Genomic DNA, 11,056 nt, shown 5'->3' with positions numbered 1-11,056 from the left:
CGATGAGGAATGGTATCCAAGTTTGACCGAAAGGAAGCAGCGGTTGTGCCGCAGTTCATTAGGCTGATCGCATGAAACGGCTTTCGGGTGTTGAGGCGCTAGGCCCGAAAGCCGCAGACCTGCAGCGCGTCGTCAGCCTCGCATGACCGTCGAGGCGGTCCGCGCACTACTTCCCGCGATTGCCGAGGCGGCGGCCGATGTCGACCGCAATGGCGCGGTCGATGCCGACATCATCGCTGGCCTGCACGAGGCCGGGTTCTTCGCGATACTGCGGCCCACCGCATTCGGCGGGGCGCAGGCCCACCCGGACGAGTACCTGACCGCCAGTCGCGACATCGCGGCGGCATGTACCTCCACGGGTTGGCTGGCCGCGATGTTGGGTGTGCACGCCTGGCACCTGGCACTGTTCGACGAACGGGCGCAGCACGATGTTTGGGCCGACAACCCACGAGCGTTGCTCTGCGAGTCCTACGCGCCCACTGGGCGGCTGGAACAGACCAGCGGAGGATTTCGGCTCTCCGGCCGGTGGAGCCGTTGCGCGGGCGCGCAACACGCCTCATGGCTGATGGCCGGGGCGGTGCTCGTCGGCGAGGACGGCGCCGCCCAGGACTTCACCGTCGCGCTGGTGCCCCGCGAGGACTTCACGATCGAGCCGAATTGGAACGGCCTGGGTCTACGCGGTATCGGCGCTGACGAAGTGGTGGTTTCCCGTGCCATCGTGCCCCACTACCGCACGTTCGGGGTCAGCCAGCAGCCGCGCGCCGGCCTGGCACCGCTCTACCGACTTCCGCAGACGGTGTTGTACACCCATGCCGGGACCGTGCCGGTGATCGGTGCCGCTCTCGGGCTGCTTACCGCGCGCCGACCATCCTTCACCGGCCCCCTAGACGCGATAGCGACCGCGAGTACCGGAGTGCACTTATCGATACGGCAAATCGAGCGCAATATAAGCGAATTCATGAGCTGCGCGGACCACGACGCATTCCCGGACGCCGCGCTGTTGTTGCGCGGCAGACGAGACCAGGTGGTGGCGTTCGAACGCGCGGCGCAGGTGGTCCGCTGGTTCGTCGAGCGGTCGGGACCGGACCTCGACGGGTTGGTGGAGCGGGTCTGGCGCGATGTACAGACGGCCCGCATGCACGTGTCCAACGACGCCGAACGAGTGCTGTCGGTCGTCGGTCAGTTCGCGTTCGGTTTGAAGGTCGACGAATTCATCTTGTGAGCCGGGCCCGCCGAGCTACACCCACGCGTCGGAGGTCAGGGTGCGCAGCACCCGCGACAACATGGTGTCGGTTTCGCTCACCGGAGCTTGCGAACCCCGCACCGCCGCTTCGGGATCGGCTCGGCCCAGATAGTGGGAGATGCGGCCGACGGCGCGCATCACGAACGGTGCGGTGCGCTGCAACCGGTGCATCGGCAACGTACCGGTCAGCGACAAGCCAGCCACTTCCCCATCGCTGGTGCGGATCGGGGCGGCGACACTGCACAGACCGACCGCCAATTCCTCGTTGTCGTAGGCCAGGCCGTGCCGGGACCGGATTCGGGTCAGCTCCTGATGCAGGGTGGCCAGGTCCACGATCGTGGCCCGGGTGAGCTTGCTCAGCGGCCCGCTGAACACCGAGTCGACCTCCTCCGCCGGAAGCTGCGCGAGCATCGCCTTGCCCAGGGCACTGGCGTTCGCGGGGGTACGGCCGGCGACTCGGGTCGGCAACACGACTGCGCTGCGTCCGGCCACCTTGTCCAGATAGACGACCTCACCGCCGAGCAGCACGCCTAGGTGGACCACCAATCCGGTATCTGCGTGGAGCCGTTCGAGTGTCCGCGAGGCGACGGCACGCAGCTGGGAGTACTCGACCATCCGGGTCACCGGAAGTGATGAGGCCGCCAGCGTGTATCCGTCGGCGCGGTGGCGCAGCAGCCCCACGGAATGCAGCTGGTTGAGGATGCGATGAACCGACGAACGTGGCAGCTGGGTGCGCGAGACCACTTGATCCAGACGCAGACACTCGCCAGGCTCGAACACGTTCATGATCAGTGCGACCCGAGCAACCATCGACGTCGGCGGGTCCCCGTGGCCAGCAGCTGCCATAGCTCCACACTCCCATGCAGCTGGCGGCCGAGGGGCTGAAACCAGCGGCCCTATTGGCCCATCGCGTATTTCACGGTGGGACCCGCAGTCCAGCCGCCATCCACGGCGATCTCGGCGCCGGTCACGTAGGCGGCGTCATCCGACAGCAGATACGTGACCGCCCCGGCGATCTCGTCGGGGACACCGACCCGCCCCATCGGGGTGTTGGGGTAGTTGCCCTCGCCGAGTTGAATACCGACTTCGGCGGTCATCGGAGTGTAGGTCATGCCCGGGTGCACCGAGTTGACCCTGATCCGGTCGGCGCCCAGTTCGGTCGCCGCGATCTTCGTCAGTCCTCGCACGCCCCACTTGGAGGCGCCGTAACCCGCGGTGAGCGGGAGCCCCATCAGACCGGCCGCCGAGGAGATGTTCACGATCGAACCGCCGCCGGCGTCCCGCATGGAGCCGATCACGGCCTGAATTCCGTTGAACACGCCCACCAGGTTGACCTCCAGCACCGTACGGAAGTGGTCGACGGGTTCGTGCTCGATGAACTGTCCGGTCGCAATGCCAGCGTTGTTGACGAGGCCGTTGAGGGATCCGAATTCGGCGTTCGCGTAGGACACCGCTTCGTCCCACTGCGCGGTGTCAGTGACGTCCAGGTGCGTGTAGCGCGCATTCTGCCCAAGCTCCTTGGCCTGCTCGGCGCCCTCGTCGTCGAGCAAGTCGGCGATAACCACCTTGCCGCCCAGTTCGACGATGCGGCGGGCGAATGCCGCGCCAAGCCCTCGAGCACCGCCGGTGACCAGGGCAACCACGGCGCAGAGTCGGTCCGAATCCGGTTTCATGGCAACAATCTCCTTTTCCTCACCAGCCTCACCTAGTGCACACAACCACACCGGGAAATCACGCCCGGCTCAATTCCCACCCAGCGGGACAAGCCCTGTTCCAGGGCCCTCCGGCATCGGTAGCTTCCTCCCATGACCAGCTCCGTTGATGTCGTAGTGATCGGCGCCGGCTTCGGCGGGCTCTACGCGATACACCGATTCCGCCGCGACGGTCTGTCGGTACAGGCGTTCGAGGCCGCCGATGGCGTGGGGGGCGTCTGGTACTGGAACCGCTACCCCGGGGCTCGCTGCGATGTGGAAAGCGTCGACTACTCGTACTCGTTCGACGATGACCTGCAACAGGAATGGGACTGGACCGAAAAGTACGCCACCCAGCCGGAGATCCTGGCCTACCTGAACCACGTCGCGGACCGTTTCGACTTGCGACGGCACATCCGGTTCGGCACCCGGGTCACCGAGATGATCCTCGATGAGACGGCGCAGCGCTGGGAGGTCCGCACCGACGGCGGCGACGTCGTGTCAGCCAAGTTCTGTGTGCTTGCGGTGGGCCCGCTGTCGAATGCGAACATTCCGGCGATCGCCGGGCTCGAGACCTTTGGCGGGCAGATTTACCACACCGGGCGCTGGCCGCACGAAGGCGTCAACTTCACCGGCAAGCGGGTAGGCGTGATTGGTACCGGTTCGTCCGGTATTCAAGTGATTCCGCCTATCGCCGAGCAGGCCGCACATTTGAACGTGTTCCAGCGCACCGCAAACTACAGCGTGCCGGCCGGCAATATCCCGCTCGATGACGCCACTAGGCAGGCCCAGAAGGCCGGCTATGCCGAACGCCGGCAGCTTTCGATGGACAGCGGTGGCGGTTCACCGCACCGACCCCACCCGAAGCTGGCGGTACAAGCATCCGCCGAAGAACTGCGTGACGCCTACGAGAAGCGCTGGCAGCTCGGTGGCGTGCTGTTCGCCAAGACTTTCCCCGACCAAACCACCACCATCGAGGCCAACGACACCGCACGGATGTTCTGGGAGGAGAAGGTGCGCGCGGTCATCGACGATCCGGCGACGGCGGAACTGCTGATCCCCAAGGACCACCCGATCGGCACCAAGCGAATCTGCACCGACTCAAACTACTTTCAGACCTTCAACCGGGACAACGTGTCCCTGGTGAATCTGCGTGCCACGCCAATCGAACGGATCGATGCCGCGGGTGTGCACACGTCCGATGCGCACTACGAGCTGGATGCTCTGGTGTTCGCGACCGGGTTCGACGCGATGACCGGATCGGTCGAAAAGTTGCGGGTCGTGGGCCGCGACGGTCAGACCCTCAACGACGCATGGGCCAATGGCCCGAACACCTACCTGGGACTGGGGATTCCGGGCTTCCCGAATCTATTCAACCTCACCGGACCCGGCAGCCCCTCGGTGTTGGCCAACATGGTGTTGCATTCGGAGTTGCATGTCGACTGGATCGCCGACGCGATCGGCTATCTGGGCGCCCACGATGCGATCGCGCTGGAGGCACGCCGGGACGCAGCCGCCGAATGGGGTGCCGAATGCGCGCAACGCGCGGCAGGCACCCTTATGACGCAAGCGAACTCGTGGTATCTGGGCGCCAACATCCCGGGCCGGCCGCGGGTCTTCATGCCCTTCATCGGTGGCTTCGGCGTGTACGGGCAGATCATCGCCGCGGTCGCAGAGGCCGGCTACAAGGGATTCGACGTTATCGAATCCTGAGCCGGCGGTTCAGCGAGCCTCGACGAAGGAGAAGCGAAGCTGGGACCGCCGCATTGAGCCCGGCGGTTCAGCGAGCCTCGACGAAGGAGAAGCGAAACTGGGACCGCCGCATTAGGCCCAGCGGTTCACCAGAATTCGACGGAAACGCTTCCGATACCGGCCAGTTCAGCCCGGAATCGATCGCCCACACCGACATCGAAGGCAGGGGTGCACGCTCCGGACAGAATGGTGTGACCAGCTTCCAGACGCACCCCGGATCGTGCGACCGTGCGGGCCAGCCAAGCCACGGCCGCGGCCGGATTGCCCTGCACCATACCGGCGTTTCCCCGGGTGACGACAACCTCGCGTCCAGCGTGACCGGAGTAGAGCACGGCGTCGATGTCGGTCAGGTCCACGGCCCCCGGCGGACAGCCCTGCCAGCCCAGCACGAATCGCGCGGCGCAGGCATTGTCCGCGATCGCGTCGACAATGCCGATACGCCAGTCCTGAATGCGGCTGTCGATCACCTCGATGGCTGCGGTGACGTAGTCGGTGGCGGCCAGCACATCGCGTTCAGTGCAACGCCGCCCAGGCAGGCTGTCCCCGAGCACAAATGCCACCTCGACTTCGATCCGGGGCTGGTACCGTCCGGACAACTTCACCGTATCGCCGTCGTCGGCCATCATGTCGGTGAGCAGGTGGCCGTAACACGGCTCGTACACCCCGATCATCTGCTGCATTATCGGGGAGGACAGTCCGACTTTGTGCCCGCAGATCGCCGATCCGGCGTCGACTCTGCGCGCAATGTTGCGCCGCTGAATCGCATATGCGTCATCGATATTCAGTCCTGGGGACATATCGCACAGGGACTCGATAGGACGGCCCAGCCGTTCTGCACGCCACAATGAGGTTGCCGCGGCCGCGCGTCCAGACGCCTCGGCGATGCTGATCATTGGCGACACTATGGTTCTCCCCTGAACGGTCAGTGGGTCAAGTGTGCGAAGCGCAGTGGAGTGGTTCAAGCGGAAGTCCCGCTGAGCGGTACCCGGGCTGGGCCGAACCTCAGCCCCTCAGGAACTCCGCCATGTCGGCCCATAACGCCTGTCGGGCGCGCTGAGCCAGCTGCAACATCGGCATGGTCAAGAACCCGTGGATGGCACCCGGATAGTCGCGGTGGGTGGTCGCAACGCCCGAGGCTGCCAGGGCCGCCGCATAGGCCTGCCCTTCAGAACAGAGCGGGTCACAGCCCGCGGTGATCACCACGGCTGAGGGCAGCCCGGCGCGTACGTCTTGGATCGGCGAGGCGTAGCGGTGGGTGCGGTCGGTAACGCCGGGCAGATACTGGTCCCAGTACCAAGCCATGGCGGCAGCGGTGTTGTAGAAGCCTTCCCCGAACTTCTGGTAAGAGACGGTCGTGAAGTCGGCGGCGATCACCGGGTAGATCAGTACCTGACAAGCGATCTCCGGTCCGCAACGGTCGCGGGCCATCATCGCGGTGACCGCGGCGAGATTCCCGCCGGCACTGTCCCCGGCGACCACCAGCCGGCCCGGATCCGCACCCCACCGCTCGGCGTTCCGCGCCGCCCATGCGGTCGCCGCGTAGACGTCGTCGGCAGCCGCCGGCCAGCGCGCCTCCGGCGCCAGCCGATAGTCGACTGACACCACCACCGCGCCCAGCCCGTTCGCCATGGCCCGGCAGAGTCCGTCGTGAGAATCCAGGCCGCAGAACACGAATCCGCCGCCGTGCGCGAACACCACCACCGGCAAGCCGGCATCGGGCGCGGTTGCGGGCCGGTAGATCCTGACCGGGATTGGGCCCGCGGGGCCGGCGACGGTGCGCTCTGCCACGCCGCCCACCGGCTCCGGCTCGGCGGGCACCTGCAGGCGGGCACGAATTGCCGCTCGCGCCTGCGGACCGGTCATCGTCTCGACGCGGGGAAATCCCGCGTTGAGCACCGGCAACAACTCGGCGATCTGAGGATCGAGGCTCACGGGCGGCCCGTCGCTGGGCCGCCCGTGAGGCGCACAGCGATCAAATCACCGCGGCGAGGTCGGCCATCGATCCGGCGATGTCGGTGGAGACGGCCGCGGCCGGACTGGAATCGAACGAATCCATCACGATGTTCCACACCGTCTGCGGGAACTGCACCATCTCATTCCAGACATCGGTGAAGCCGGTCGAAAAGGCATCGGTGATCTGGGTGGAATCCATGCTCAGCAGCGCCTGCTGGATGTGGAACATCGCCATCTGCGGCACCGTCATCAGATCCCGGAACGCGACGAACAGTTGCGTCGCGGTATCCGCCGGCGCGACGTCGATCCCGTCCCAGCTGACCAGCGTCCAACCGTCGGTGGGGTTGCCCTCCAGCACCACCTGGCTGGTGTTTGTCAGCGGGTGGGTCCAGATCAGCGACGGGTCGGGGTTGTCGACGTTCATCTGCACCCACGCCATGATCGCCGCGCCGTGCGAGAAGGCAACATCCTGATAGGTGGGGTCGTCGGCGTTGATGCTGGTGGCGTAGATCTGTTGGACGGCCCCGCCGAAGCGGTCTTCGAACGCCATTCCGTTGTAATCCGAGGAACCCAGCAGCGGCACCCAGTAGAGCCCGTAGGTCCATGCGATCGGCGCAGCCAGGTACATGAAGGCCATGTTCTTGAACTCATCCCCGGTCGACGCGTGGATGCCTTCCCATATGCCGGCGCTGATCTCGTTGAGGCCGGACAGGTTGGTGACGTTCATGCCCATCAAGTCCGCGAACGGCGCGGCGGTTTCCTGGGTCCGGATCAGCCCGGAGGCAAAGATCCCGTCCACGCCCGTCGCACCGTACTGGTCATAGAGGCTCTGCCCCACCTGTTCCGCCTGGAGCTGGCCGTTGTAGGCGGCCGGGTAGGGATCACCGGTCAGGTGCGCTCCGGGCGCGAGGGTGCCGTTGATGAGATTCACGTTGTCCGTCGAAGTCCCGTGCCGCACGAACTCCAGCAGGATGTCTTGAGCCTCACCAGCGGCAAGCCGGACATCCGCGGCCGAGGCCACGGCCGGCGGCGCCGCTACCGGGGTGACGGTGACCATGCCGGCGCCGGCGAGGGCGGCACCGGCGATGATCAAAGAGCGGGCGACAAAGTGCGGCATGGCAGTCTCCGTTTCTATGGTTTCAGCGCTGTGATCGGACTCACAGCGCCGGACGCTAGCTGATGAAAACGTGAGGAAAGAACCAGTTGTCTCAGTGAATGGGATAAAAGCTTTGGCCCACTGAGCGGGACGGTCCCGGCCAATGCGACCGCGAAACTTCTAGCATCGCCGACATGACGCTCGGGCCATTGGCCGACACCGGCAAAGACGGTCGCCACCTGCTCACCTGCCCACTCTGCGAAGCCATGTGCGGCTTAGAGATTCACGTCGATGGCGGCCGAGTCGCCCGAATCGGCGGCAACCGCGACGACGTCTGGAGCCGTGGTCACCTCTGCCCGAAAGGCGCCTCACTCGGCGCGGTCCACGAGGACCCCGACCGCATCCGAGTGCCGATGATCAAGGTGGACGGCGAGTGGCGCCAGGTCAGCTGGGAGGCCGCCTTCCGCCGCTGCACCGAACTGCTGCAACCGATCATCGCCGATCACGGCATCGCCGCCGTGAGCTCCTACATCGGCAATCCGACAGCGCACACGTTCTCCCTGGGCCGCTATATCGGGATGCTGCTGGGAATGTCCGGCATCCCGACCAGCTACTCATCGGGCACGGTGGACCAGTGGCCCAAAAACCTGACCTCGCACCTGATGTACGGGGGTTGGTGGGCCATTCCGGTACCCGACATCGCACACACCGACCTGCTGGTGATCATGGGCGCCAATCCGGCGGTGTCGCAGGGTTCGCTGCTGGCCGCACCGAATATCAACGCGATCATCGCGGACATCCGCCGTCGCGGAACCGTGATCGTCATCGACCCGGTTCGCACCGCCACCGCCGCCAAAGCCGACGAATGGCTGCCGATCAACCCCGGCACCGACGCCGCGCTGCTGCTTGCCGTGATCCACACCTTGTTCGACGAGGATCTGATTCGGCTGGGCGTTGCTGGCGAGTATGTCGACGGCGTCGAGGCCATGCGGGCGATCACCGCGGACTGGTCGCCGCAGCGAGTGGCCCCGGCAACGGGGATCAGTGCCGACCGGATCCGGGAGTTGGCGCGGCAACTGGCCAACACCGACAAGGGTGTGGTGTATGGCCGAATCGGCTTGTGCACCCAGGAATTCGGCAGTCTGGCGAGCTGGCTGGTCGATGTGGTCAACATCCTCACCGGCCATTTCGACTGCCCGGGGGGCGCGATGTTCCCGCGGGCGACGGCGTGGTCACTGACCACCCAACAACTGCCCGGTTTAGAGGGTGGTCGACCGGAATTCGGCCGGTGGCGCAGCCGCGTTCGCGGCGCCAAAGAGGTGCTCGGCCAGACCCCGGTGTCGTGCCTGGCCGAGGAGATCACCACCCCGGGTGAAGGCCAAGTCAAGGCGCTGATCACCGTCGCGGGCAACCCGGTGTTGTCCAGCCCGGCCGGCCACGAGCTCGATGAGGCGCTGCCGACGCTGGACGCCATGATCGCGGTGGACTGCTGGCTCAACGAGACGACCCGGCACGCCGACGTGTTCCTGCCCGGACTCTCACCGCTGGAGCAGCCGCACCATGATGACCTGTTGCTGCAGTTCGCCATCAGCAGCGTCAGCAACTACTCGCCGGCGGTGTTCTTCCCCGATGACCCCGACCGTCCCGACGAGTGGGAGATCCTGATCCGGTTGACCGGTCTGTGCACTGGGACCCCTGCCGAAGATGTCGATGTCACCGCGCTCGACGATGGCTTCTTCGACGTCATGTGTTATCTACAGGGCTTGACCGGACCCGAGATCCGCGCCCGCTATGACCACGGCGGACCGGAACGGATCTTGGACCTGACACTGCGCACCGGGCCATTCGGCGATCGATACGGCGAGAACCCGGACGGGCTGACACTCGACATGGTCAAAGCTCACCCGAACGGCATCGACTTCGGCCCGATGGTGCCGCAGGTACCCGGCATCCTGAGCACGCCGGACAAGAAGGTGCGGCTTGCGCCGCAGTATCTGCTCGACGACCTGCCCCGGCTGGCCGCGCGGCTGGATCGTCGGGCCGATGAGTTGGTCTTGGTCAGTCGACGTCACCTACGCTCCAACAATTCCTGGATGCACAACTTCACGCCGTTGATGAAGGGCAAGGACCGCTGCACCTTGCTGATCCACCCTGACGATGCGGCAGCGCGCAACCTGACGACCGGGGACAGCGCCGTAGTGGCTTCGGCGACGGGGCGCGTCGAAGTTCCCGTCGAGGTCACCGACGCGATCAAACCCGGCGTGGTGTCGATGCCGCACGGCTGGGGTCACGGCAAGGCCGGCACCCGCCTGACGGTGGCCAACGGCGCGCCGGGCGTGAACAACAACATCCTGGCGCCGCCCACATTCATCGACGAGCCGTCGGGCAACGGCGCGGTGAACGGTATCGCGGTGACCGTCGAGCAGGCCTGACGCCTAGGGTTTCGACGTCGCTCGAAACGACCTCATCCGCAGCAGGTAGCGCGGCACCCCCGAGATACCAAGACTGCGTGGCCAGTCATCGCTGCGGAAGTAGGCGTCGGTGCCGCCGTCGACGAAAATGACACTGCCACACAGGAATTCTGCGGCGTCCGAAAGCATGAACAGCATCCAGTCGGCCAGCTGTGCCGGATCGCCGTACCCGCCGACCGGCACCGGGAACGACTGAACAGCCTTGGCCTGCTGGGGTATCGCCAACAACTCGTCGAGCAGCGGGGTCTGGATCGCCCCGGGCGCCAGCACGTTGAGCCGGATCCCGGCGCCGGCCCACGCCGGCGTGACCGCGTGCCGGCGTGCCCAGCGGGTCACCGCGATCTTCGATGCGCCGTAGGCCATCGACGGCGCCGCGGGGCCCAGCAGCTTCACCGTTCGCACCGCCCGGGCCGTCTTGCCGGCGAGCAGGGCACGCACCGCCCGACGGGGAACGGCCGGAATGGTGGTCGACGAATTGCTGCCGATCACCACAACTTTGGCGAGCTCAGCGGCGGCCAGCGCCGGCCGCCACGCGTCGAGCAGATCCACCACCCCGCGGAAGTTCACCTCGAAGATGGTGCGGGCCATGCCCGGGCCCGGCTTCGGGCCCAGCCCGGCCGCCATGACCGCGCCGTCGAGGCGGCCGCCACACTGGGCCAGCACTTGATCGGCGGCGGCCGATCGCCCGGTCGGGCTGGACAGGTCCGCAACGACTTCGGCGTCGCGCAGGTCGACCCCGATCACTGTGTGACCGACCGCCCGCAGCTTGTCCGCCGCCTGGCGTCCCATGCCGGATGCCGACCCGGTCACCGCGTACACACCCACCAGACGTCCTCCTCAACCGTTGCAT

At 66.2% G+C, this 11,056-nt stretch carries 9 protein-coding genes; 3 read left to right on the top strand and 6 right to left on the bottom strand.

Annotation, left to right across the window (positions count from 1 at the left end):
* The first annotated feature begins 142 nt into the window (after nt 1-142).
* Entirely contained in the window at nt 143-1,222 is a 1,080-nt protein-coding gene (locus NM962_21980) for an acyl-CoA dehydrogenase family protein (GenBank protein UVO12477.1), read from the top strand.
* Between the two features lie 15 nt (nt 1,223-1,237).
* Here the strand turns inward: NM962_21980 and NM962_21975 are convergent, their stop codons facing one another.
* Together NM962_21975 and NM962_21970 are read right to left on the bottom strand one after the other, a co-directional pair.
* The gene (locus NM962_21975) at nt 1,238-2,089 is read right to left on the bottom strand and encodes an IclR family transcriptional regulator (GenBank protein UVO12476.1); all 852 of its coding nucleotides are present in this window, start codon (nt 2,087-2,089) and stop codon (nt 1,238-1,240) included.
* 50 nt (nt 2,090-2,139) lie between these two features.
* On the bottom strand, nt 2,140-2,916 hold the full coding sequence (locus NM962_21970; GenBank protein UVO12475.1) for a glucose 1-dehydrogenase: 777 nt from the start codon (nt 2,914-2,916) through the stop codon (nt 2,140-2,142).
* Nucleotides 2,917-3,048: 132 nt separating this feature from the next.
* Here NM962_21970 and NM962_21965 point away from each other — a divergent pair, with 132 nt between their 5' ends.
* Nucleotides 3,049-4,647 carry an NAD(P)/FAD-dependent oxidoreductase gene (locus NM962_21965; GenBank protein UVO12474.1) on the top strand — a complete coding sequence of 533 codons (1,599 nt, stop codon included), beginning with the start codon at nt 3,049-3,051 and terminating at the stop codon, nt 4,645-4,647.
* Nucleotides 4,648-4,772: 125 nt separating this feature from the next.
* Here the strand turns inward: NM962_21965 and NM962_21960 are convergent, their stop codons facing one another.
* From NM962_21960 to NM962_21950, 3 genes are all read right to left on the bottom strand, one after another.
* Nucleotides 4,773-5,357 carry a fumarylacetoacetate hydrolase family protein gene (locus tag NM962_21960; GenBank protein UVO12473.1) on the bottom strand — a complete coding sequence of 195 codons (585 nt, stop codon included), beginning with the start codon at nt 5,355-5,357 and terminating at the stop codon, nt 4,773-4,775.
* Nucleotides 5,358-5,688: 331 nt separating this feature from the next.
* Nucleotides 5,689-6,618, bottom strand: a complete 930-nt coding sequence (locus NM962_21955) for an alpha/beta hydrolase (protein UVO12472.1) — start codon at nt 6,616-6,618, stop codon at nt 5,689-5,691.
* Between the two features lie 40 nt (nt 6,619-6,658).
* Nucleotides 6,659-7,756: a histidine phosphatase family protein gene (locus NM962_21950; GenBank protein ID UVO12471.1), complete on the bottom strand. Its 1,098-nt coding sequence runs from the start codon at nt 7,754-7,756 to the stop codon at nt 6,659-6,661.
* Nucleotides 7,757-7,929: 173 nt separating this feature from the next.
* Between NM962_21950 and NM962_21945 the strand changes: the two genes are divergently transcribed.
* Entirely contained in the window at nt 7,930-10,167 is a 2,238-nt protein-coding gene (locus tag NM962_21945; protein ID UVO12470.1) for a molybdopterin-dependent oxidoreductase, read from the top strand.
* A 3-nt stretch (nt 10,168-10,170) separates the two neighbouring features.
* On the opposite strand, the gene NM962_21940 is transcribed toward NM962_21945, so the two are convergent.
* Complete coding sequence (locus tag NM962_21940; GenBank protein ID UVO12469.1) at nt 10,171-11,031, bottom strand: SDR family oxidoreductase; 861 nt, start codon at nt 11,029-11,031, stop codon at nt 10,171-10,173.
* Nucleotides 11,032-11,056: the final 25 nt, after the last annotated feature.

Origin of the sequence: Mycobacterium sp. SVM_VP21 (genome assembly GCA_024758765.1) — a bacterium.
GTDB classification, from domain to species: Bacteria; Actinomycetota; Actinomycetes; order Mycobacteriales; family Mycobacteriaceae; genus Mycobacterium; species Mycobacterium heraklionense_C.
This window is presented reverse-complemented; position numbering and strand designations above follow the sequence as displayed.

Coding starts and splice junctions, on each gene's coding strand:
- NM962_21980 (UVO12477.1), top strand. CDS start 143: ATGACCGTCGAGGCGGTCCGCGCACTACTTCCCGCGATTGCCGAGGCG.
- NM962_21975 (UVO12476.1), bottom strand. CDS start 2,089: ATGGCAGCTGCTGGCCACGGGGACCCGCCGACGTCGATGGTTGCTCGG.
- NM962_21970 (UVO12475.1), bottom strand. CDS start 2,916: ATGAAACCGGATTCGGACCGACTCTGCGCCGTGGTTGCCCTGGTCACC.
- NM962_21965 (UVO12474.1), top strand. CDS start 3,049: ATGACCAGCTCCGTTGATGTCGTAGTGATCGGCGCCGGCTTCGGCGGG.
- NM962_21960 (UVO12473.1), bottom strand. CDS start 5,357: ATGATCGGGGTGTACGAGCCGTGTTACGGCCACCTGCTCACCGACATG.
- NM962_21950 (UVO12471.1), bottom strand. CDS start 7,756: ATGCCGCACTTTGTCGCCCGCTCTTTGATCATCGCCGGTGCCGCCCTC.
- NM962_21945 (UVO12470.1), top strand. CDS start 7,930: ATGACGCTCGGGCCATTGGCCGACACCGGCAAAGACGGTCGCCACCTG.